Source organism: Sphingobacterium kyonggiense, from assembly GCF_039536825.1.
GTDB lineage: Bacteria > Bacteroidota > Bacteroidia > Sphingobacteriales > Sphingobacteriaceae > Sphingobacterium > Sphingobacterium kyonggiense.
Genome location: NZ_BAAAZI010000007.1, coordinates 255519 through 280300, shown reverse-complemented (window position 1 = coordinate 280300; position 24782 = coordinate 255519). Strand labels below are relative to the sequence as shown.

Here is a 24782-nt window from a genome sequence, read left to right as displayed (position 1 = left end):
TTTTTTGTGCTTTATATTCTCATTTTTTACTGGTGCTGGTGGTTCTCATACTTGCGCTAGAACCTTAAATTGTTTATCTTCGTATATGGATAATTTTATTGTTTCTGCTCGGAAATATAGGCCGGTTACTTTTGATTCGGTTGTAGGCCAGCAGCACATTACCGGGACCTTAAAAAATGCGATTCATAATCAGCAATTAGCGCAAGCATTTTTGTTTTGTGGTCCTCGTGGTGTGGGTAAAACGACTTGTGCCCGTATCCTAGCAAAGACAATAAATTGTGAGAATATCAGTGAAAATGCAGAGGCTTGTGGGGAATGCGATTCCTGCAAAGCTTTTCAAAATGGTAATTCTTTCAGCATTCATGAATTAGATGCCGCATCCAATAACTCGGTAGAAGATATCCGTTCCTTAATCGAACAAGTGCGCATACCGCCCCAAACCGGTAAGTACAAAATATACATCATTGATGAGGTTCACATGCTTTCTCAGCAAGCATTCAACGCTTTCCTGAAGACATTAGAGGAACCACCTTCCTATGCTATTTTTATTTTAGCCACAACAGAAAAACATAAGATATTGCCGACCATTCTCTCCCGATGTCAAATCTTTGATTTTAATCGGATCAAGGTTGAGGATATGGCAAATCATTTGGCAAACATTGCCAATAAAGAAGAGGTTTCTTTTGAGGCTGATGGTCTGCATGTTATTGCGCAAAAAGCTGATGGTGGCCTGCGTGATGCCTTGTCCATGTTTGATCAAATAGTTAGTTTTTCGAATAAAAATCTAACCTATAAAGCTGTCATCGATAATCTTAATATTCTAGATTACGATTATTACTTTCAACTATTAGATGCGGTGAATTCAGAAAATTCCGCACAGGTATTGTTGCTTTTTGATCAGATCCTGAATAAGGGTTTCGATGGAGGGCATTTTATTTCGGGTTTATCTAGCCATATTCGTAATTTATTGGTCACCAAAGATCCTTCAACTTTGAAGTTGTTGGAAACCAGTGAGAATGTGAAGAAGCGTTATTTGGAGCAGTCACAGCAAATTAGTAGTGGCTTGATGTTGTCTGCATTGAACATTGCGAATCAATGTGAGGTGAACTATCGTGTAAGTAAGAATCAACGCCTTCAAGTAGAGTTGGCCTTGCTTAAGATGTGTCATCTTTCCAGTGCAATTCAAATGGCCAATAACGGTTCATTAGCAAACGCTGATCTAAAAAAAAAACTCCCTGATTCAGGGGTAAAACAAGCTGCACCAAGTCCTAAAACTACTGCTACTTCTACAGAATTCAATGCTGGGGTTACGGGTCAGATAAAGCCTAGTGCGCCTGTACCTAGTCCTTTTAAAGAGGTTACCCCATCTTCTATTACTACTGTGCCACCAGAATCTACTACTAAAACCGGTGCTCCGCAAAGCACGAGTACAACTGGTACAGGACGTTCATGGGGAGCTATTAAACCTTCGGTTGTTGTTCCGGATTTGAAAAAAATATTGACTGCTGATAAAAAGTCAGAGGAAGAAGAAGAGGAATTAGTTCAGGGTAATGATTTCTTCGAAGTAACTACAAATGCCTTCTTAAGCCAATGGAATGGTTTTGCTGAACGTATCAAAGCGGAAAACAGAATTACATTATATACCATCATGACGAGCAATACCCCAACACTCGAAGGGACTAAGATCCGTATCGAGTTGGAGAACATGGTGATGATGGATGAATTACAAAAAGGTAAAATTGATATCCTTAATTATTTACGTCCGGCACTGCGCAATTTTGCTTTGGATGTGGAAGGTGTCATGGTCGAAACCACCCGCGAAAGAAAACCATATACTTCCCAGGAAAAATATCAAGCTATGGTTGCTAAAAACCCGGCATTAGATCAATTACGAAAAACCTTCGATTTGGGGCTTAGCTAAGTAATAAATTGCTACTTTTGTAGGATTCAAGAACGAGGTTGTTTTTGAATGGCAATCGTATTATTATAATTCAACAGCACATGCAACAATATCAGCGTAGAGAGGGTGGGGATAGAAGAGAGAAAAAAGAAAGTAATCAAATGGTTTTCGGTATTCGTGCCGTTATGGAAGCCATCGATAGTGGTAAAGAAATTGAATCCCTATTTGTTCAACGTGGTCTTTCAGGACCATTGTTCGCTGAGTTTAAAGCATTGGTAAAAGAATATGAGGTCGCTTTTCAACAAGTTCCTATTGAGAAATTAAACCGCATTACGCGTAAGAACCACCAAGGTGTCATTGCCATTATATCTCCAATCGTTTATCAGAATATCGAAGAGATCCTTCCTGAAATCTATGAGAAGGGTGAAACGCCTTTATTCCTGATGTTGGATGGTGTAACGGATGTTCGTAATATGGGGGCTATTGCGAGAACAGCGGAATGTGCTGGGGTACATGCGATCATCGTTCCTAAGCGTGGGTCTGCAGAGATTAATCCGGATGCTATTAAGACATCCGCTGGGGCATTGTATAAAATTCCAGTTTGTCGTCAGGATTCCTTATCCAAGACAGCTAAATTCTTAATCGAGTCTGGTGTACAATTAGTCGTAAGTACTGAAAAAACACAAGATTCCATTTATGATGTAGATTATACTGTTCCTTCTTGTATCATTATGGGTGCAGAGGATGTAGGTGTATCTGATGATTTAATTCGTATTTCTGATAAATTGGCGAAGATTCCGATGTTTGGAGAGATTGAATCCTTAAATGTATCTGTTTCTGCCGCTGTCGTTATTTACGAGGCAATCCGTCAACGTCAAATAAACGCTTAAATTGGTAGATAAGCTTAGGCAATCTGTTCAACGGCAATTTCGAGTCTATCGATACGTCATGTATCGAGAGACACTAGTCGATTTTAGGGAGCACTTTTGGTCTTTTGTAGGTGCGTTTATTGGGATTGGCTTAATAGCCTTTATTCAATCGCATCAATTTGCATATTTAGAAAATGTATTCCTGATTGGCTCCTTTGGAGCCTCTGCTGTATTAGTCTATGGCGCTATACAAAGTCCATTGGCTCAACCTCGTAATTTAGTAGGAGGACATGTAGTATCGGCTATTGTCGGGGTTACGGTTGCTCAATTACTACCTGATATTATTTGGATTACAGCACCTCTAGCTGTGGCTTCATCTATTGTTGCCATGCAGATAACACGTTGCTTGCATCCTCCCGGAGGTGCCACTGCGCTGATCGCTGTGAGTGGCGGAGCTAATATTAGTAGCTTGGGGTATCTCTATGTTCTAACGCCTGTGTTTTCTGGCACCATGATTTTACTTCTTGTGGCGCTATTGTTTAATAACATCACCAAGAAAAGACATTATCCGGTTCGGGGATCTCGATTGAGAAAGTCCAGAAGATTGCAAATCAAGAAAAGATTTTCAAATAGATAATTTAGATAAAGCAGATCCTAAAAAGAAGTCAATTAAAATTGCTTTTTTAGTGGAGTATGCTAAAAAAGAAAAAGGTTAGAAGCATCTGCTTCTAACCTTTTTTATGGAAAACCACTAGGGCTTAGTATCTACTTTTAGATTCTCTACGTTTACCAGAGAAGTCACGGAATCCACCACCATTACCGTTGCGATCTCTACGACCACCACCGTTACGTGAACCGTTTCTTTCTCCACCACCACGTTCGTTAGAACGACGTCTTCCGCTTCCACTTCCGCCACGGTCATTTGAGCGACCTTCGCCAGAAACTTCAATACGTACATTTCTTCCGTTGAAATCAACATCCTTGAATCCTTGGAATACATTGTTTACTTCTTCATCTTGTACTTCGAAGAAAGTGAATACACCTTTCAAGTCAATCTTACCGATTGATTTTCCAGAGATCTTACTTTTATTACAGATAAAGCTTAACATATCTCCGCGGCTGAATTCATCCACAGATCCTAAGTTAATGAATAAACGAGTATATCCTTTAGAGCTTTCACGACGACCGTTACGCTCACGGTCACGACCGCGGTCAGCATCACGAGCTTCGATGTTCAAGTCAGGAGCTTCTTCATAGTAATTCAAGAATCTGTTGAATTCTAATGAAGCAAAACGTTTTACAATTTCCTCTTTGCTTAGGTCTTGAAGACTTTCTAAGATTTGAGGTAAGAATGTATTGATGCGGTCTTCATGTACTTCTACATTATGAACCTTGTCAATGATTGCGAACAACTGTTTCTCACAAACTTCTGTTCCTTGAGGAACTTGCTTGCGCACGAATTCTTTACCAATGATTTTTTCGATGTGACGAATCTTGCTCATTTCTTTAACATTAACTAAAGAAATAGAAGTACCAGTTTTACCAGCACGAGCTGTACGACCAGAACGGTGGGTATAGTTTTCTGTTTCGTCAGGTAAAGAGTAGTTGATTACGTGTGTAACATCGTTTACATCAATACCACGAGCAGCTACATCTGTTGCGATCAACAATTGTAAATTACGCTCGCGATAGCGTTTCATTACTTTATCACGTTGTTGTTGCGAAAGGTCTCCGTGTAAAGAGTCGGCGTTATAACCGTCTTTGATAAGAGCCTCAGCAATCTCTTGTGTTTCGATTTTAGTACGACAGAACACAATACCGAAGATTTCAGGATAAAAGTCAACGATACGTTTAAACGCAGCGTATTTGTCTTTAGCCTTAATCATGTAATAATGGTGTTCAATGTTTGTATTACCGGTGTTTTTAGTACCTACCGTCAACTCGAATGGGTTGGTCATGTAGTTTTGAGCAATACGACGTACTTCTTTAGGCATGGTTGCAGAGAACAACCAGGTTTTTTTGTCATCAGGAGTTTCCGAAAGGATATTGTTAATGTCCTCTTGGAATCCCATGTTTAACATTTCATCAGCTTCATCTAATACGACATAACGTACGTTAGAGAAGTCGATAGCGTTACGGCCGATGATATCAAGCATACGACCTGGGGTAGCAACAACGATCTGTACACCGCGACGGATTTGTCTCAATTGATCGCTGATGTTTGCACCGCCATATACGGCAACCACGTGCACATTGTCTAAGTGTTTGGCAAATTTCTCTAGGTCTCTTGCAATTTGCAAACACAGCTCACGCGTTGGACATAGGACCAATGCTTGTGGTTGTTTTACCGAAAAGTCTAGTTGTTCTAAAAGAGGAAGACCAAATGCCGCAGTCTTCCCTGTACCTGTTTGGGCTAATCCGACAAAATCGTCGTTACCAGTCAGTAATACAGGAATGGCTTTTTCCTGGATGGGAGAAGGTTTTTCGAAACCTAACTCTGAGATGGCATTAACAATCTCATGACGGATTCCCAGTTCTAAAAATGGGTTCATGAAATAAAATATACAATAGGCACAATTGCCTAAGGCGGTGCAAAGATAAGAACAATAATTGATTTATCCTACATTTCAATACTTTACGTTTTAGAAATATCTGAATCTCAATATATTTGTAGCTGAATTAGCTATTTCTTGTAGCTGTATATTGCTGCGCTAATAACGTTCCATTTTTGTAATTGAAGAGGTTAGTTATCTAATTTTATCCTTATAATGTGCAAGTAATCACTTTGTTACTGCATTGAACTGATTGATTGTAACATTTTTTGAGTCATATATTTGAAATATAATTCGTTGATTTCTAGTTCTGAAAAAATATGATTCTAAAAATAAATATTTTGTAAGAATAATAATTGTGAGTAGCTGATTTGGAAATACTGAAACGCTAAGTATTTTGAGGTTAGGCTGATAATCTGTCAAAAAACTGTAAGGTTTTTTAATTTTTTCGTAGGTTTGAGACTGATAATAACTAATCTAAATTATGTGGTATAAAAAATCAATCGCAAAGTTAGTTTCAGAAGCTGAACAGAGTGGTGAGGGTACATTGAAGCGTACGCTTTCCAGTTCAGGACTAATTGCGTTAGGGATCGGAGCTATCATTGGTGCCGGTCTTTTTTCATTAACAGGTATTGCTGCAGCAGATCATGCAGGCCCTGCCGTTATGTTATCCTTTATTGTTGCAGCTGTAGGCTGTGCTTTTGCGGGCTTATGTTATGCAGAATTTGCTTCTATGATTCCTGTAGCAGGTAGTGCTTATACATATTCCTATGCGACTATGGGCGAGTTTATGGCATGGATTATCGGTTGGGATTTGGTGTTGGAATATGCTCTAGCTGGGGCAACTGTTGCAGTAAGTTGGTCGCAGTATTTCAATGAATTTATGGTCATACTCGGTATACATCTCCCTCCGGAGCTATTATCAGGACCTTGGGAAGGTGGTGTGATCAATCTTCCAGCTATTGTCATTGTCTGTTTATTATCGCTTCTGTTAATGCGGGGAACGCAGGAGTCATCTTTTGTAAACAATGTATTGGTTATTCTTAAAGTTAGTGTTGTTATTCTTTTTATTGCTTTAGGATGGCAGTTTATCAATCCAGCGAATCATACGCCTTTTATTCCGGCAAATGAAGGAGAGGAGTTGTTAAAACAAGGTAAGATTGGATTTGGTGAGTTCTTTAGTGGTGACTATTTCGGTCATTATGGTATATCAGGTATTTTCCGTGCTTCGGCAGTTGTATTCTTTGCTTTCATCGGATTTGATGCAGTAAGTACAGCGGCTCAAGAGGCTAAGAATCCTAAAAAGGGCATGCCAATCGGTATTATTGGTTCATTGATTATCTGTACCATTCTTTATGTTCTATTCTCTTATGTTATGACCGGTTTAGCTCCATATACTGCTTTCAGCGGTGATGCTAAGCCTGTAGCAACAGCTTTTGAGAAAACTGGATATCACTTCTTGAATACAGCCATGATCGTTACGATTATTGCTGGTTATACTTCCGTTATTTTGGTTATGCTATTGGGACAAAGCCGTGTGTTTTATTCCATGAGTAAAGATGGTTTATTACCTAAGTTGTTTTCAGATCTTTCGAAAAGACAGACTCCTTGGAAAACCAATTTAATCTTCATGGTGTTCGTGAGTATTTTTGCTGGTTTTGTACCTGTTTCTGACTTAGGTCATATGGTAAGTATCGGTACTTTATTTGCTTTTACCTTGGTTTGTATTGGGGTATTGGTATTAAGAAAAACTAATCCGGAACTTAAGCGTCCATTTAAGACTCCTTTGGTGCCATTAGTTCCAATATTAGGGATCTTGGTATGTATTGCTATGATGGCTTCCTTGCCTTTGGTGAGCTGGGAGCGTCTAGGTATTTGGATGGCTATCGGAGTTGCTGTTTATTTCCTATATGGACATAGAAAAAGTGTTTTACGCAAAGAACGCGAAGCAGAAGCTAATAGAAAAGACTAAAACTATTTAATAAATAGATAGCCCCTGATCTTAAATCAGGGGCTTTTTTAATTGAATCAATACATTCCAAGCATTAAATAGTACATTTATAGAAACTATTTCAAGCCATTGATAATGGAAAAACTTTCAATTAAAAACGGCGATTTCTGTCAAGTTGTGGCAGGGGTTCATCGAGGTAAAAAAGGAATTATGCAAGATATGAAGCACAGTAAAACTGGGCAGATTACAATTACCGTATGTACGGAAGATGATATTCGCTTTAAAACCTTGGGAAGGAATGTAGAAATCATAAAGCAATAAGCTATGGAAGGAGCAGTATTACATGGGATAAGGCCTATCCTTTATACCGATAGACTGGAGGAGTCTGTTCAATTTTATCGTGATGTATTAGGCTTTGAGCTTAATGAATATAATGCAGATTGGGGATGGGCAAGTTTAGGCTGTGGGATGGTAGAAATTATGTTGTCAAGACCAGTAGGTAATAAACCCTTCGATGGATCTATGTTTACTGGTAGTCTTTATATCACTTGTGAGGCAGTTGAGGTGATCTGGATGGAGTTGAAAGATCAATTAGAAGTGGTTTATTCTTTGGAGGAATTCCCTTGGGGGATGCGCGAATTTGCAGTCTATGATTTGAATGGATATGTTATCCAATTTGGAGAAATGGTGAATTAATTAAAATCTATTTATAAAACAAAAGGCTTGGATTCTTTGAAAGAACCCAAGCCTTTTTTGCTTGTTTATTATTACTATTAATAAAGCGTAAATTCTACACGTCTGTTTTGCTGACGACCTTCTGCAGTAGCATTTGTAGCGATCGGTTGGTTAGGACCATAACCTGTAGCTTCGATGCGAGAAGCGTTAGCACCTTTAGATACTAAGTAAGCTTTTACTGACTCAGCACGTTCTTTAGACAAACGTAAGTTAGTTTGCATAGAACCTGTGTTGTCTGTGTGACCAGCAAGTTTCAAGCTGAAGTTTTTCTCAATTAATAATGCAGCAACACGATTTAAGGATTCATAGGATGTAGGGCGAATAGTAGCTTTTCCAAGATCAAACTCAAGGTTTTTGATTGCTTCATCAACTACTTTTTTGTCTTCTTCAGTAACAACGATTTTCTCAACAACTTTAGTTTCGTGTTTCATTTCTGGAAGAGGACATCCTGAACCATCTACCTTAGTTCCAGCAGGAGTGTTAGGACATTTATCGAATTTGTTAGCAACACCGTCACCATCATCATCTTTAAGGTCGTTATTGATCGTAGAGATATCAGATTTCAATTGTTCGTTAGCAGCAACTAAAGCATCACGCTCAGCTTTCAGCTCATCGTATTTCGCTACTAAAGTACCAACTGGGTTGCTGTTACCTAAGTATGGCTTGCGGCTATCGCCTAAAGCAATCTCTAAACCTGCATGTGCATAAGAGAATAAGTCGTTTTTGTATTGACCACCAGCTTTACCATCGAAATCTTGGTTAGCCCAGTTCAATTGGTATCCTAAGTCGATGTTGATTCCTTTTGCTACAGCAAATTTGAAACCTGCATCAACTGGTACATAAAGCTTAGTTTGAGAATCAGCAGTAGTTGCAGTACCATCTGTAGTAGTGGTAGTCTCGAAGTTTAAAGCACCAACACCCACTGCGAAGTAAGGTTTGATAATGCTGTTGAAGAATCTCCAGTTGGTGTTAGCCATGGTGAATTCTCCTGATAAAGCACCTGACCAAGGCATTTTCGTTTCGAATTCAGAAACTTGAGTAGCAGCAGCATTTTCGTTGATACCTGCAACTTTACCACCCATGTATTGTGCTTTAATTCCGAAAGATGGAGAAATTTGTTTTTTGATGTAAGCTGAATAACCTACGTTGTGTTTTAATTTATCGAATCCGTCTCTGTTGAAACCGAAGATATTAGATTGGTTTAAAACACCAGCATTGATTCCGAAAGACCAAGTTCTGTATTCTGAATTTGGACCTAGTGGAGTAGTGCCTTCAACCGAAGTTTTGTTTGTTTGAGCAAAAGAAGTTGTTGCAAGTAATCCAGCAACAGCTAACATGCTAGCTTTTTTAAAGTAAAGTGTTTTCATATTATATATGTTAATTTCTTATTAAGTCTGCATGACAAAATTGTTGCCAAAGTTTTCGCTTTGGCAACAATGTTTAAAATCAATACGTGTTTGTAGCTATTTTGCTATAAGAACTCGAGCAAAAAAGGTAGGTATTTGAAGGTTGAAGGCAAGTTTTTTGATTACATTGCTTTCTGTCCATTGACGGAAAACACTCTTTTTACTTTTTGTAAGTAATAGAATGTCAACTTGTTCATCGATTAATACGGAGGTGATTCCTTGTGCAACACTTTCTTTTCTTCCCATAAATAAGGTTTGAGGCTTAATGATGTAAGAAATATCGGTGATATGCAATTCTTTTTCGATTCGGTCTATCCATACTTTAAAGTCAGCATCGATGTCTTTGATTGCTCTTTCAGACGTATTGATGTGAATAAGCATCAATTGGAAGTTCACCTTAAATAAAGGTATAGCTTGTGCTAATGCGGTTAGCTCAGCTTCTTTGAAATTACAAAGCAAGCCTATCTTATCCTTTTTATAGTGAGAAGCATTTTGGGGAACAGCTAAAACTGGTGTTGTTGTATTCATGATAGTATCATAAGTGTTGCTACCAATAAATACCGCTTCTAAACCAGATGCTCCTTGAGTTCCCATCACCACTGCGTCGTATGCCGTTGCGCTAGTTAAGGCTTTGATCTCATCATATAAGTTTCCTTCTCTGAAAATCCCTTCAATTTTAAGGTTAGGAAATTTCTGTTGTGTTTGCTCCACTAGCTCTTTCATTTTGGATTGGGCTTCTGGAACACGTGGGTCAACCAATGGCGTTTCATCTTTGATGTTAGCATAGGTATTGGAATGTTCAGAAAATACGTGTACCAAATCTAAGCTTTGTCCAGAATCCTTTGCCAACTCGCAAGCATAGTTTAATGCGGATTCCGAATACTCAGAAAAATCTATAGGAATTAATAATTTGCTCATGTGTTATGATAAATTTAAACTTTTTCAAAAAATGCTGGCTTACTTAATTCCAATGCAATGGCTTTGGAAACCGAAGGTTTAAATAAGCGTTCAAAGAATGTCTTGCGACTTGGGGTAACCAAAATCATATCCGGGTTTACTTTACTAATAACATTGTATACTACTTCAGGTACTGTGTCTAAGTTATCGTCTTCTGCGTGGATTTGTTCAGCGATGCTGTGTACTTCTCCTATAGAAGACATCTCCCGAATATTGAAAGACCAGGTGTTTAACGTGTCTTCCACGTTCTGTTGTTTCTGTCCGTCCTTGAAAACATGGATTAATGTCAAGGAATCTACTTCACCAATCCATTTCATATATGCCTTAAGGGTATCAAGTTCCTCAGGTTTGAAATTAGTCAATAAGGCAATTTGCTTCGCTGTTGCCTTTGTCGGTTCATTAGGGATAACCAAAACTGGAATTTCAGACTTGGAAGCGACAGCTAATGTTGTGCTACCATAATACACCGATTTATGTTGGCTCTCGCCAGAAGCACCCATGATAATGATGCCATAATCGTTGTTATGGGACAATTCCGTTAATTTTTCTACGATAAGGCTTCTAGAACATTCCAGGGTAATTGATAAGTTTGGAAATAAATCCATAAGCTCATCTTTAAGCTCTTGGATAAGCTCATCGGCCTTTAATGTAGGCTCTACCGGCTCTGGATCGTCATCATCTAAAACGGAAGCAGAAGTATAACAATGCAATAGGTGAATGCTATAGTCTTTGGCGTTTGCCAATTCACAAGCATATTCAGCAGCATATCTAGCATTGAGTGAGAAGTCCGTAGGAACTATGATGGTCATTTTCATGTATTGCAAGTGTATGTTTTTCCGTGTTTAAATTTACTAAATTATTTGATGAAAAGAGTAGGGAACGGGAATATGCTTAGCTATCACTTCTATATTCTAGAAACTTCGATCCTTTAATTCCAATAAAAATGTGCTGATGGATTGCCTTAATTAATCCTTGCACGATCAATTGGAAGTCAAAATTTAGGAAATTAAGCAGAAATAGGCGGGGATGCCTTGAATTGAGGCGTCAGATTTATATTATTAATGATTTTTAAGTAGTTTTGCGTTCAAATTTATACAGCACATCAATGACCAGTAGAGAAATTCGTCAGGCTTTTTTAGAATATTTTCAAAGTAAGGGACATCAAATTGTACCTTCAGCACCAGTAGTTGTGAAAAACGACCCAACCCTCATGTTTACCAATGCAGGGATGAATCAGTTCAAAGACTTGTTTTTAGGCGAAGCCCCGATTAAATTTCCTAGAATTGCCGATACACAACGTTGTTTAAGAGTTTCTGGAAAGCATAATGATTTAGAGGAAGTAGGGATTGATACCTACCACCACACTTTATTTGAAATGTTGGGGAACTGGTCCTTTGGTGATTATTTTAAGAAAGAGGCTATTCAATGGGCTTGGGAGCTTTTAACTGAGGTATATAAATTAGATAAAGATCGTTTATATGTCACCATCTTTGAAGGAGATGAGTCTGAGGGTTTAGCGAAGGATACTGAAGCTTTCGACTTTTGGAAAGAATGGATTGCTGAAGATCGAATTCTACTAGGAAATAAGAAAGATAATTTCTGGGAAATGGGTGATACAGGTCCTTGTGGCCCTTGTTCAGAGATCCATTACGATATGCGTCCCGACACAGAGCGTGCTCAGGTGTCTGGTGCTCAATTAGTGAATGCTGATGATCCGCAGGTTATCGAAATCTGGAACTTGGTATTTATGCAGTTTAACCGTCTTAAAGATGGTAGCTTAAAACCACTTCCGGCAAAACATGTCGATACAGGAATGGGATTTGAGCGTCTGGTTCGTTGTATTCAGCATAAAACATCCAATTACGATACAGATGTTTTCCAACCTTTAATTCAATTTATTTCAGAGAAATCGGGTATCGTTTATGGTGCTGACGAGAAAACCGATATCGCTATGCGCGTTTTATCGGATCATATCCGTGCAGTAAGCTTTGCCATTGCTGATGGTCAATTGCCATCTAATAATAAAGCAGGTTATGTAATCCGTCGTATCTTAAGACGTGCGGTTCGTTATGCTTACACCTTCTTAAACTTCAAAAACCCATTTATCCATGAGCTTGTTCCTGTTTTAGCGGAACAATTCAAAGGTGTCTTTGATGAACTTTACCAACAACAAGATTTCGTAGAGAAAGTAATCCTAGAGGAAGAGGTGTCTTTCTTAAGAACGTTGACTGCCGGTATTCAACGATTCGAAAACTACATCGAACAGAATACAGCTATTGATGGAAATTTTGCTTTTGAATTGTTCGATACATTTGGATTCCCAATCGACTTGACAGAATTGCTAGCTCGAGAAAAAGGTTTAGTTGTGGATATGGATGGGTTCCAGAATGCTTTACTGGCTCAAAAGGAAAGATCTCGCGCCGCTACTGCCATTGATACAGGAGACTGGGTTGTGGTTAATGCAGATGAGGAGAGTCAATTTGTAGGATATGATCAATTAACGGCTCAGACAAGCATCTTAAAATACCGTAAGGTTGCTGCCAAAGGAAAAGAACAATACCAACTGGTATTGGCGGAAACTCCTTTTTATGCTGAAGGTGGAGGTCAAGTCGGAGATACAGGATATATCCGTTCTTTAGATTCCAATGAGAAAATCAGTATTGTGGATACCAAGAAAGAGAATGGATTATTTATTCACTTTACGAATCAATTGCCAACGACCTTAGACGGTGAATTTGAAGCAGTAGTTAATGTAGCAAAACGTAAAGATACGGAAGCTAATCACTCGGCGACTCACCTTTTACATGCTGCATTGAAGCAGGTATTGGGTGATCATGTCAATCAGAAAGGATCTTTAGTTTCAGCAGATGTATTACGTTTTGACTTTTCACACTTTGCTAAATTGACTTACGAAGAGATCAAGCAAATTGAAGATATCGTTAATGCGAAGATTCGTGAAAACATTGCTTTAAAAGAGGAGCGTAATGTTCCTTATCAAAAAGCTATTGAATCAGGTGTGACCGCATTATTTGGTGAGAAATATGGTGATCATGTACGCGTGATTACTTTTGATGATAACTATTCAAAGGAATTATGTGGTGGTACACACGTAAGTGGTACAGGCGAGATTGGATTCTTCAAAATCATGTCAGAATCGGCAGTTGCTGCTGGTGTTCGTCGTATTGAAGCCATTACTGGTACACGTGCTGCACAAGTTATCCGAGAATATTTTGAGTTGATGAATAACTTCAAGGAGCTGTTAAATAACCCTAAGGACTTTGTTTCGGCATTGACGAAGGTTATCGATGAAAATCAATCCTTGAAAAAAGAAATTGAAAATTACATTAAGGAAAAATCCAAAGGCTTAATGGCTGATTTGGAATCCAAGATGGAAATAATAGGCGATGTTCACTTCCTTTCTACCACAGTAGATCTACCAAGTGCAGATGCCGTGAAAACTTTAGCCTATGCTTTAAAGGGCGCTGTGAATAACCTGTTCTTAGTATTAGGGGCTAATATTGATGGAAAACCAAGCTTAACCGTAATGATCTCTGATGATTTGGCGAAAGAGCGTGGTTATCATGCCGGCAATATCGTACGCGATCTTGCTAAGGACATCCAAGGTGGAGGAGGTGGTCAACCTTTCTTCGCTACAGCTGGTGGAAAAGATGTACAAGGATTAGATAAAGCTGTATCTAGAGCGAAAGAATTTTTAAAATAAGAATCATGATGAAGTTTGCTATAAAAAGTAGTTTATTCGGAGCCTTGCTCCTGAGCCTATGGAGCTGTTCCAATAATGATACGATACGTGTCAGTGGTGAAATCCAAAATCCAGGAAATGTAAAAGTGGTAAGCTTTTACGAGGGAGACCGTAAATTAGATTCAACTTTTATAGCCGATGGTAATCGTTTTAAATTTGAGCGTCCTACAACACAGGAACGTCTATTAACATTACAGGTCGGGAATAATCGTTACCCGATTATTCTCGAACCAGGTAAGGAATTGATTTTTAATGTGGATTTGCAAAATCCCGACAATTATGAAGTTGAAGGTTCTGAGCTTACTCAAAAACTAAAAGAATTTGCTCCTTTGAAATCGAGGATAGATTTCGTGCGTGATTCCCTGCAGCAGGTTTTTACCAAAGCCACCGCAGATTTGGGTACAAACGAAGTTCAAAATCTTCGCTCTGCGATGTTAATGCAATACGAGCCATATTTCAAGGACTATACAGAGAAGGCCGTTGCATTTGCAAACAAGAACAATGATCTTTCCGGTTTCTATGCCATGACTACCTTAGATCCAGAAATGGCTGAAGCCCAGTTGATTGCTTATTCCGATAAGATCAAAGATCAGTTCTCTGATAACCGTTATGTAAATGATTTCCGTGTTGAGGTGGATAAACTGAAGAAACTAGCTGTTGGGCAACCGGCACCTGAAATCATTGGTTATACGCCCGATAATAAAACAGTCAAATTATCTGATTACAGAGGGAAGATTGTTTTAGTCGACTTTTGGGCATCATGGTGTATGCCTTGTCGAGAGGAGAACCCGAACATTGTAAAGCAATTTGCAGCTTTTAAGGACAAGAATTTTACGGTGTTAGGCGTGTCCTTAGATGATAACCCTGGGTCTTGGATGCGTGCCATTGAAGACGATAAATTAACATGGACCAACATCTCCGACCTGAAGGCTTGGAGCTCCCCATTGATCATTGATTACTCCATTAAAGGAATTCCTGCTTCCTATATTGTTGATGCTCAGGGAAATATTCTTGCAAAGAATTTAAGAGGTAAGTCATTAGAAGAATTTTTGACAAAAACCTTAAATTAATAAGAGCGAATTGTTAAGTTTATTTTAAGGCTTAACAATTTCATAACATTTGGTTAACTTTATTTTATGATTAAGTACATATCTTAGCAAAAAAAGTTAGTGTTATATGGCTAATAAGCAGAAAATCCTGGTAGTGGATGATGAATCGGACATCGTTGAACTCATTTCCTACAACCTTACAAAAGAAGGCTATCAGGTATTTACGGCCTCCAATGGGAAAGAAGGCGTTCGGATTGCAAAAGAGGTTTATCCAGATTTAATTATCCTTGATGTCATGATGCCGGAGATGGATGGTATAGAAGCATGTAGAATCATGCGTTCCTTACCAGAATTCAAACAAACTTTCATGGTATTTTTAACGGCAAGAAGCGAAGAGTATTCGGAGATTGCAGGTTTCCATGTTGGGGCAGATGATTATATCGCTAAGCCTATTAAGCCACGTGCCTTAATGAGCCGTATCAATGCGATCTTGCGTAGAAATGCAGGCGAAGCTATTGATGAGCATGTAGTTGACAAATTAGAGATCTCTGATTTAGTAATTGACAGAGATTCATTTTTAGTATTCCGCGGTCAAGAAAGACATGTATTGGCCAAGAAAGAATTTGAATTACTTTATTTATTGGCTTCAAAACCGAATAAGGTATTTACACGCGAGCAGATCCTCAAAGCTATTTGGGAAGACTCTGTAGTCGTGACGAATCGCACTATCGATGTACACATCCGCAAACTTCGAGAAAAGATAGGAGATGGCTATGTAGCCACCGTTAAAGGTGTTGGTTACAAGTTTGAACTTGATTAATATTTATTAGTTTATAAGAAACCGAACCTAGTTCGGTTTTTCTTTTGTTATAACCGCAAACGTTTGCGCGTGAAATTTTTATATCTTTGACACGAATTATATTTAAAACTTAAATTTAAACGAGAAAATTATGTGTGGAATCGTCGGTTATACCGGAACACGGCAAGCTTATCCAATTGTAATTGATGGCTTAAAAAAATTAGAATACCGCGGATACGATAGCGCAGGTGTTGCTCTGCAAACAGGCGAAGCGGTAATGGTCTATAAGAAGGCTGGAAAAGTAGCCGCACTAGAAGAATTTATTGGAGATCAATCCACGGCTGGCACCACTGGAATTGGTCACACCCGTTGGGCAACCCACGGTGAACCATCTGATCGAAATGCACACCCCCATGTTTCCAAATCTGGAAAACTAGCTATGATCCATAATGGAATCATTGAGAACTACGCCCAACTTAAAAACGAATTATTAAAAGATGGTTATGAATTCCATTCTGATACCGACTCAGAGGTCCTTCTTAACTTTATTGAAGACATTCAATATAATAACGATTGCTCGCTTGAAGAAGCAATTCGTATTGCACTGAAACGTGTTACGGGTGCATACGTCATTTTGCTCGTTCATGCCGATCAACCCGATATGATCATTGCTGCTAGAAAGGGTAGCCCACTGGTTATTGGTATTGGAAATAACGAACATTTCTTAGGTTCTGATGCTTCACCAATGTTAGCTTATACCAAAGAGGTAGTTTATATTAATGACTATGAACTAGCTATAGTTACCCCAGATCAATTGATCTTGAAGAACCTGGGTAATGAGCAATTGACTCCTTTCGTTCAAAAACTTGACTTAGAATTAGCCGCTATTGAAAAGGGTGGTTATGATCATTTCATGTTGAAGGAAATCTTCGAACAGCCTATTACCATTGCCGATTCCTTACGTGGTCGTCTTATGGCCAATGAAGCCCAGATTATCCTAAGTGGAATTGACGATATAAAAGATAAATTAATGGCCGCTCGCCGCGTTATTATTGTGGCTTGTGGAACCAGTTGGCATGCTGGCCTAGTAGCAGAATATGTTATTGAAGAGCTTTGCCGTATTAATGTAGAAGTGGAATACGCTTCTGAATTTAGATACCGCAATCCAATCATTGATTCCGATGATGTCATCTTTGCGATTTCTCAAAGTGGTGAAACAGCCGATACCTTGGTGGCACTAGAGCGTGCTAAGGAACAAGGAGCAACTATTTTCGGTATTGTCAATGTAGTAGGTTCTTCTATTGCACGTATTTCACATGCTGGATGTTATACCCATGCAGGTCCTGAGATTGGTGTAGCAAGTACCAAAGCTTATACAGCACAATTGGCTGTATTGATGATGATAGCGTTGAAAGTGGCTAAAGATAAAGGCACGATTTCCGAAGAAAGATTTGGTAATCTATGTCATGAACTGAACCAGATTCCGGAGAAAGTACAATGGGTATTGGATAATGAAGTAGACAACATCAAAGCCATTGCATATAAGTATAAGGATGCACATGACATGTTGTTCCTTGGACGCGGATATAATTTCCCTACGGCTCTAGAAGGTGCCTTAAAATTAAAGGAAATCTCTTACATCCATGCCGAAGGATATCCAGCGGCTGAAATGAAGCATGGACCGATTGCATTAGTAGATGATCAATTACCAGTGGTATTCATTGCTAGTAAAGACGCTTACCATGAAAAAATCGTCAGCAATATTCAGGAGATCAAAGCCAGAAAAGGTATGGTTATTTCTGTTGTTTCTGAAGGTGATGAAATTACCCCTAATATATCGAATGATGTTATGCGTGTGCCTAATGTTGATGAGGTAATCGCTCCATTATTGACCGTAGTTCCATTACAATTACTATCCTACTATATCGGTGTTTACCGTGGTTTGGATGTAGATAAGCCTAGGAACTTGGCGAAATCGGTTACCGTGGAATAGGGGGACTATGGGTTATATTAATAAAATTCCATTAAGCCGTATTGGATACGACTTTATTCCCAAAGAATTTTTACCGGAAGGTAAGGACGAGTACTACTTGCGTTTTGAGCAACAAAAAAATAAGAAGGATTACCGAAACCTGACGGAAGAGGAAATCAACATCTTGGAAATGAATGGTAATGAGTCGAGCAATTGGCAGGATGTCTTGGTTACCGACAAATTCTTACCCAAGCAGATCAAGCGCAATAAATTCTTTGGGTTAGTACGTATTGGCGATATGGAAGAAGTTTACCTCGAGTATAGAGATATACGCCTACCTGTGGGTATTTATAATTCGCAAGTTATTTCCTGCGATTTAGGTGATTGTGTTGCCTTACATCAAGTCCGCTACATTGCGCACTTTATCGTAGGTAATGAGGTGATATTGTTGAATGTGAATGAAATGGAAACCAGTTCCAATGCAAAATTTGGAAATGGTATCCTAAAGGAAGGTGACCAGGACTATAGCCGCATCTATCTGGAATTATGTAATGAAAACGGTGGTCGATCGGTTTTGCCATTTGATGGCATGCAGGCTGCCGATGTGTATTTGTGGACAAGAAATAGACAAGATAAGGAACTTCAACAACGTTTTTGGGATATTACCAATGATGGGTTCAGCACCACACGTGGATACTACAGTGAAATTGGTGATCGAACGGTGATTAAAAATTCCCAGATCTTCAAAAACGTAAAGATTGGCTCTGATGCCTATATCAAAGGGATAAGCAAGCTAAAGAATTTAACAATTAATTCTACAGCGGAAGCTTACACCCAAATTGGGGAAGGTTGTGAATTGGTAAACGGAATTATTGGCTATGGCTGTCGTGTGTTTTACGGGGTTAAAGCAGTACGTTTTATTTTATCATCCTATTCTCAATTGAAATATGGTGCTCGATTGATCAACTCCTTTTTAGGGGATAACTCCACGATATCTTGCTGTGAAGTCTTGAATTCCTTGATTTTCCCAGCTCATGAGCAACACCATAATAACTCATTTTTATGTGCTTCCTTGATCAAAGGGCAAAGCAACATGGCTGCTGGTGCGACCGTTGGGTCTAATCATAACTCACGTGCTGCCGACGGAGAAATTATTGCAGGTCGAGGATTCTGGCCAGGCTTATGTGTCAGCTTGAAACACAACTCTCGTTTTGCGTCCTATACCTTGATCGTGAAAGGTGACTTCCTACATGAATTGGATGTTAGAATTCCATTCTCCCTTGTCAGTAACGATGTAGCGAACAATCAAGTGGTCATAGTACCGGGCTATTGGTTCATGTACAATATGTACGCCTTGATGCGCAATACCAATAAATTCATCAGTCGTGATAAGCGTTGTTTCAAAAACCAATATTTTGAATACGATATCTTGGCTCCTGATACTGTGAATGAGCTTTTTTCGTCACTTCAGGAAATTGAAGAAGCCGTTTCCAGAGCATTATCTGGAGGCAATGCCTTGGAATGGCTTAATGGTAAAGGGGCAGCGGATATGGAGATCACGCTTTTGAATACCGAGTTTTCCAAACGAAAAGTCATCTTGACAAAAGCTCGAGAAGCCCACAGTTTGTTTCGTAAATTAATTCGCTATTACGCTGCTTGTCAAGTTTTGGAGCATATTCCTGCGGATAAATTAAAAGAAACCATCCATGCTTTTGCTACAGAACAGGTAGGTAGGGAAGAATTTGAAAATATTGGATCTCAATTGATTCCAAAAACAGAAGTTAAGCAGCTTCTTGAGGATATAAAATCCAAAAAACTTGATTCCTGGTCCGGCATACATCAGCGCTATCATGCCATTAGTGCAAGGTATCTGCAAGATAAAACAAACCATGCATTAGCTTCCTTAGTGGAGATTACTGGTGTTTCTGCATCAGCATGGCATAAGGGTTTTTGGATGGATATCTTAAATGAGGCATTGGAAACCAAAGAATGGATCTGTCAAGAGATTTTCAAAACCAGAAGTAAGGATTATGAGAATCCATTCCGAATGATGGTTTATGAAAACCGTGCTGAAATGGATGAAGTAGTTGGTAGGCTAGAGGATAATAGCTTTATCAACTTGCAGGCTTCTGAATTGGAGAAATTCAAAAAAGCAGTAGGCGAAATCAAAGCTGTTCTATAAGAAATAATAAAGAAAACGGGCTGTTCAATATGTGGACAGCCCGTTTTTTATTTTCACTTATTTTAATTCCTTAATTTTTATACTTCGAAAAGAAACAGCATCACCATGATCTTGCAAGAGAATATGGCCTTTTTTTGCTTCACCAAAATTTTTCCAATCCTTATATTTACTTCCTGCAACTAGCTTACGGAATTCCTCTGATCCTCTTTCAAATTCTAGCATCTTAAAACCATTTAAGTAATAAGTTACCTTATTATTTGGCTCGACAACAATTCTACCACGATTCCATTGTCCTATTGGTCTGCGCGGTCTAGGATTTCTGTCGGAAGTAATCAAATCATATAGGGAAGCCAACGTTCGGTTTCCATCCTTACCAAGCTTAGCATCCGGGTGCAAAGCATCATCTAGAATTTGATATTCCGGTCCAATGGCTGAACCTTTTGTTTTTTCATCTAAGGTGACAAAGTATTTCACGCCGGAGTTAGCACCAGGACTCAATTTAAATTCAAAGGAGAGGTCAAATGCTTTATATTGTTTTTTGGTCACGATATCGCCGCCATTGGTCGACTCTCCACCATCGGATTTCTGAACAGAGAACATCCCATTTTGAATACTCCAACCTTTCTCAGGAAACTTCTTACCACGTGCACTCCGCCATCCTTTTGCGTTTTTTCCGTTGAACAATAGGGAATATCCTGCGGCTTTTTCAGCCTTCGATAGATCGTTCGCATTGGTGTTGACAATGTAGATATCCTTAGGGAAGTCCCTTGGAAATTTGGGATTAGTACGAATCGATAGATTTCTGAAAAATACCCTTTTCCCATCTAGGCTATCGGGGATACTATGAACTTGTAAGGCAATGAATCCAGTCTTGTCCAAACTGTCAATAACATAGGAGGTAGGAATACCATTGACCCAGGTTCGAGTTTCATTACCGATAACCTGAATAATGATATCGTTAAATTCACCGGGTCTATAGGCCGATTTAGCAGCAGGGTTTAAATCCAATGGGTAAAGCCATTCTCTACGGCCTTCATCATAGATCCCACCAGTCCATGCGCGAGGGGTAGGATCAATGTCCACTTGCCTACCATAGACCCTTCCTTTTCCATTATTTCCTTTCGGATCAATATGGCTGCGAGTTTGTATGCCGGAATTGGTCGTTGTGCCATCTAGCTTAACCTCCATTTGCAAAATAAAGTCGCCGTATTCCTTTTCGGTAACCAAAAAGGTATTGGCTGTATTCTTGGTCATGACACCAACAATGCTGTTTTCTTCGATATAAAATGGCGCATTCCCACCTACAGTCTTCCATCCGCTTAGGTCCTTACCATTAAATGGAAATTCCATGGTAGATGCTGTCTCAGATTGCGCATGACTGCAAATGGTTATACTAAAAAGTGCCAGAAATATGGCCGATTGTTTCAGGAATTTACGTCTTTTGGTTATTTTGAACATGATGTTAATGTAACAGGTTTATGGACAAAGTTGTCAATTGCTGCCTTAAATTAGGATTTTTTTTTAATTTTAAGAGATAATCAAATGATTTAACATAAACCTTTACAATCCTAGCCATGAATCATCATTTCTCTCGACGCAGTTTTATCAAGAAATCCGTTCTTGCTGGTGGTGCTATCAGTTTAGCTAATAGCAGCTTTGGAAGCATCTTGATGGCAAAGCCTAATGAACGAGTGAATTTGGCGGCTGTTGGAATAGGAAATCGGGCAGCGGAGATACTCTTGGAATTTCATAAAACCGGTCTCTGCAATATTGTTGCCCTCTGCGATGTCGATATGGGAGCTAAGCATACGCTAGCTATACTGGAAAAGTTTCCAGATGTACCGCGTTTTCAAGACTTCCGTGTCATGTTCGACAAGATGGGAAACCAGATTGATGCCGTATCGGTTGGGGTTCCAGATTTTTCGCATTTCCCAATCTGTATGATGGCGATGGATTTAGGAAAACATGTTTATGTAGAAAAACCTATGGCTAGAACATTTCAAGAAATTGAATTGATGATGGCTAAGGCGAAGAAAAACCCAAAACTCGCTACCCAAATGGGAAATCAAGGGCATTCGGAGGCCAATTATTTCCAGTTCAAAGCCTGGAAGGATGCCGGCATCATCAAGGATGTTACGCAGATAGTCGGTCACATGAATATGCCTAGGCGCTGGCATGGTTGGGATATCAACATGAAGAATTTTCCGGTTGCTGAAAATATTCCAAATACCCTCGATTGGGATTTATGGCAAATGCAGACCTTAGGTCATAATTATAATAAAGATTTCATCAATGGACAATGGCGCTGTTGGTATGATTTCGGAATGGGAGCTTTAGGAGATTGGGGAGCTCATATTCTTGATACAGCTCATGAATTCTTAGAATTGGGATTGCCTACTGAAGTTGCTGCAGAGAAGTTAGATGGGCACAATTCCTTCTTCTTTCCGATGTCAAGTACCCTGCGTTTCAGCTTTCCGAAAAGGAAACGAATGCCTGCTGTTGATATCATGTGGTATGACGGCTTGGACAACCTGCCTCCGATCCCTCCTGGCTACGGCATTTCAGGATTGGATCCGAACATACCTCCGCCAAGTACGGGGGCCTTAGAGCCCGCTAAATTGAATCCTGGAAAGATCATTTACGGAAAGGATATCACCTTTAAAGGTGGATCGCATGGAAGTACCCTCAGCATCATTCCAGAAGAAAGGGCTAAAGATATGGCGAATAAATTGCCAGAAGTCCCTAAATCCAGTTCCAATCACTTTGCTAACTTCTTAAAAGCCTGTATGGGACAGGAAAAAACACGTTCTCCATTCCATATTGCTGGACCTTTAAGCCAGGTTTTCTGTCTGGGCGTTATTGCGCAGCGCATGAATACCAAGTTTCAATTTGATCCGCAAAGGAAAGAGATTGTAAATGATAAATTTGCCAATGCCCTGTTGATGGGGCCACCACCTAAAAAAGGCTGGGAACAATATTATGTAGTTTAAATAACCCTCAATAAAATAGAAAAATGATTAAACAATTTGCTTATGGCTTAGCGTTTACAGGATTGTTAGGGATGACCCTGACTTCTTGTACCTCAGGCACGCAAGAAAAGAAAGATGAAGTAGAACACAATCCGGCATCCCAAACTATACCGGAAGAATCAAAGGATCTCTTAGGTCGTTGGGATTTAACGGTGGATAAGGGAGGTGCACAAGTTCCATCTTGGATTGAAATTAAATTATCGGGTTTCTCCACCTTAGTTGGTTACTGGGTAGGAGATAGTGGTAGTAGCCGCCCGATTTCCCATATCAAGCTAGTGAATGGAAAATTCTCCTTTGCTATCCCTCCGCAATGGGAAGGTGGAGATGGCGATTTTGTGATCGAAGGTGAATTGGCAGGTGCTGATTTAAAAGGAACAATCACGTCAAACAATGGCGAGAAATACAGCTTTACAGGTGTTAAAGCACCATACTTAAACCGTACGACTGCTGTTACTTGGGGAACCCCTGTTGAGTTGTTCAATGGAAAGGATTTAACCAATTGGAAACCATCGAACGACAAAAACAAATGGGTAGTAAAGGATGGTATTCTGACCAATGAAGCTGCCGGTGCGAACTTAGTGACCGAACAAAAGTTCGAAGACTTCAAAATTGAAACGGAATTCCGCTATCCTGAAGGAAGTAATTCAGGTTTGTATTTGAGAGGTCGTTATGAGGTTCAAATCGAAGACTCGCCGAAAGACAGACATCCGGGAGCTTTATACTTTGCTGGTGTGTATGGATTCTTAGCACCTAATGAAATGGTTGCTTTGGGACCAAATGAATGGCAAAAAATGGAAATCACCTTGGTGGGCCGATTAGTAACCATTGTTGCCAATGGCAAAACTGTAATTAGTAATCAGGAAATCCCTGGAATTACTGGTGGTGCATTGGATAGCAAGGAAGGTGAACCAGGACCTATCTACATTCAAGGAGACCACGGTCCAATTGAATTCCGCAAGATTACAATTACTCCTGCAAAATAATAAGAAGGCCTGCTGACGAATAACGAGTTCAGCAGGCTTTTTCCTCTTTCCTGATTTCACTTTCAAAGTTTAAAGTTTGTTCAGAAAAACTAATGATTCCCCGCGTTAGGAGGACAATTGAGAATCCTCGCTCTGCACTGAATTTTAAATAGCAAATCTTTTTCCCCGCCAAAAGGTCTATTTATTTCATACTATCGACTAAAACTGCCCCTAAGGCTCAGACTCTTCACGTCTTTCTGAGTTGGACGTGGTGGTTATAAATTTAATTGGCGGGCGATGCATGCATCACCCCTACAAACAATCGTGATTTTATTGTTGGCAATCCACCATAACTGTAGGGTCGAAGCATGCTTCGACCGTTATCCTAAATTCAATAAATTCTATCCCGCCAATAGGTCTAACATCTGTTGTCTTTCGTCTTTTGTCTATACTAAACAGGGGTTTCCTAGGGGTTTTCTTCGAGACTCTAACGGATCTTATTCGGAACTCCTTCGGATCTCCTTCGGATCTCGTTCGGTTCCGACCGAACGAGATCCGAAGGAGATCCGTAAAATATCCTAAGAAATTCCGTTCGAATATTGAAGCAAACCCAAGGTTAGTAAAAGCAAAATAGGAGTGAAATACGACTAATAGTGAAA

18 protein-coding genes are annotated in these 24782 nt (G+C 39.4%); 13 read left to right on the top strand and 5 right to left on the bottom strand.

What is annotated here, in order from left to right:
• Nucleotides 1–85 precede the first annotated feature (85 nt).
• From ABD676_RS09970 to ABD676_RS09960, 3 genes are all read left to right on the top strand, one after another.
• Nucleotides 86–1921: a DNA polymerase III subunit gamma/tau gene (locus ABD676_RS09970; RefSeq protein ID WP_344674520.1), complete on the top strand. Its 1836-nt coding sequence runs from the start codon at nucleotides 86–88 to the stop codon at nucleotides 1919–1921.
• 80 nt (nucleotides 1922–2001) lie between these two features.
• Nucleotides 2002–2790 carry a 23S rRNA (guanosine(2251)-2'-O)-methyltransferase RlmB gene (gene rlmB, locus ABD676_RS09965; protein ID WP_344674519.1) on the top strand — a complete coding sequence of 263 codons (789 nt, stop codon included), beginning with the start codon at nucleotides 2002–2004 and terminating at the stop codon, nucleotides 2788–2790.
• A 58-nt stretch (nucleotides 2791–2848) separates the two neighbouring features.
• Nucleotides 2849–3406, top strand: a complete 558-nt coding sequence (locus ABD676_RS09960; protein WP_344674518.1) for an HPP family protein — start codon at nucleotides 2849–2851, stop codon at nucleotides 3404–3406.
• Nucleotides 3407–3527: 121 nt separating this feature from the next.
• On the opposite strand, the gene ABD676_RS09955 is transcribed toward ABD676_RS09960, so the two are convergent.
• The gene (locus ABD676_RS09955; protein ID WP_344674517.1) at nucleotides 3528–5321 is read right to left on the bottom strand and encodes a DEAD/DEAH box helicase; all 1794 of its coding nucleotides are present in this window, start codon (nucleotides 5319–5321) and stop codon (nucleotides 3528–3530) included.
• Nucleotides 5322–5805: 484 nt separating this feature from the next.
• Between ABD676_RS09955 and ABD676_RS09950 the strand changes: the two genes are divergently transcribed.
• The 3 genes from ABD676_RS09950 to ABD676_RS09940 all read left to right on the top strand — a co-directional run bounded on the left by ABD676_RS09950 (nucleotide 5806) and on the right by ABD676_RS09940 (nucleotide 7968).
• A complete protein-coding gene (locus ABD676_RS09950; RefSeq protein ID WP_344674516.1) occupies nucleotides 5806–7293 on the top strand; it encodes an amino acid permease in 1488 nt (495 codons plus the stop codon).
• Nucleotides 7294–7407: 114 nt separating this feature from the next.
• Nucleotides 7408–7593, top strand: coding sequence for an RNA-binding protein (locus tag ABD676_RS09945; RefSeq protein WP_344674515.1), 186 nt, complete (start codon nucleotides 7408–7410; stop codon nucleotides 7591–7593).
• Nucleotides 7594–7596: 3 nt separating this feature from the next.
• The gene (locus ABD676_RS09940; RefSeq protein WP_344674514.1) at nucleotides 7597–7968 is read left to right on the top strand and encodes a VOC family protein; all 372 of its coding nucleotides are present in this window, start codon (nucleotides 7597–7599) and stop codon (nucleotides 7966–7968) included.
• Nucleotides 7969–8045: 77 nt separating this feature from the next.
• On the opposite strand, the gene ABD676_RS09935 is transcribed toward ABD676_RS09940, so the two are convergent.
• The 3 genes from ABD676_RS09935 to ABD676_RS09925 all read right to left on the bottom strand — a co-directional run bounded on the left by ABD676_RS09935 (nucleotide 8046) and on the right by ABD676_RS09925 (nucleotide 11185).
• Nucleotides 8046–9374, bottom strand: coding sequence for an OmpA family protein (locus ABD676_RS09935; RefSeq protein ID WP_344674513.1), 1329 nt, complete (start codon nucleotides 9372–9374; stop codon nucleotides 8046–8048).
• A gap of 96 nt (nucleotides 9375–9470) precedes the next feature.
• Nucleotides 9471–10331 (bottom strand): universal stress protein, encoded by an 861-nt coding sequence (locus ABD676_RS09930; protein ID WP_344674512.1) that lies wholly within the window; start codon nucleotides 10329–10331, stop codon nucleotides 9471–9473.
• A 14-nt stretch (nucleotides 10332–10345) separates the two neighbouring features.
• Nucleotides 10346–11185, bottom strand: coding sequence for a universal stress protein (locus ABD676_RS09925; RefSeq protein WP_344674511.1), 840 nt, complete (start codon nucleotides 11183–11185; stop codon nucleotides 10346–10348).
• 290 nt (nucleotides 11186–11475) lie between these two features.
• On the opposite strand from ABD676_RS09925, the gene alaS reads away from it, so the two are divergent.
• From alaS to ABD676_RS09900, 5 genes are all read left to right on the top strand, one after another.
• Entirely contained in the window at nucleotides 11476–14091 is a 2616-nt protein-coding gene (gene alaS, locus ABD676_RS09920; protein ID WP_344674510.1) for an alanine--tRNA ligase, read from the top strand.
• A 5-nt stretch (nucleotides 14092–14096) separates the two neighbouring features.
• Complete coding sequence (locus ABD676_RS09915; RefSeq protein ID WP_344674509.1) at nucleotides 14097–15200, top strand: redoxin domain-containing protein; 1104 nt, start codon at nucleotides 14097–14099, stop codon at nucleotides 15198–15200.
• 106 nt (nucleotides 15201–15306) lie between these two features.
• The gene (locus ABD676_RS09910; RefSeq protein WP_344674508.1) at nucleotides 15307–15999 is read left to right on the top strand and encodes a response regulator transcription factor; all 693 of its coding nucleotides are present in this window, start codon (nucleotides 15307–15309) and stop codon (nucleotides 15997–15999) included.
• 130 nt (nucleotides 16000–16129) lie between these two features.
• A complete protein-coding gene (gene glmS, locus ABD676_RS09905; protein WP_344674507.1) occupies nucleotides 16130–17971 on the top strand; it encodes a glutamine--fructose-6-phosphate transaminase (isomerizing) in 1842 nt (613 codons plus the stop codon).
• 7 nt (nucleotides 17972–17978) lie between these two features.
• Entirely contained in the window at nucleotides 17979–20132 is a 2154-nt protein-coding gene (locus ABD676_RS09900) for a DUF4954 family protein (RefSeq protein WP_344674506.1), read from the top strand.
• 57 nt (nucleotides 20133–20189) lie between these two features.
• On the opposite strand, the gene ABD676_RS09895 is transcribed toward ABD676_RS09900, so the two are convergent.
• Nucleotides 20190–21590: a 3-keto-disaccharide hydrolase gene (locus ABD676_RS09895; protein ID WP_344674505.1), complete on the bottom strand. Its 1401-nt coding sequence runs from the start codon at nucleotides 21588–21590 to the stop codon at nucleotides 20190–20192.
• Nucleotides 21591–21706: 116 nt separating this feature from the next.
• On the opposite strand from ABD676_RS09895, the gene ABD676_RS09890 reads away from it, so the two are divergent.
• Together ABD676_RS09890 and ABD676_RS09885 are read left to right on the top strand one after the other, a co-directional pair.
• Nucleotides 21707–23122, top strand: coding sequence for a Gfo/Idh/MocA family oxidoreductase (locus ABD676_RS09890; protein ID WP_344674504.1), 1416 nt, complete (start codon nucleotides 21707–21709; stop codon nucleotides 23120–23122).
• Between the two features lie 23 nt (nucleotides 23123–23145).
• Nucleotides 23146–24144 (top strand): 3-keto-disaccharide hydrolase, encoded by a 999-nt coding sequence (locus tag ABD676_RS09885; protein WP_344674503.1) that lies wholly within the window; start codon nucleotides 23146–23148, stop codon nucleotides 24142–24144.
• Nucleotides 24145–24782 lie beyond the last annotated feature (638 nt).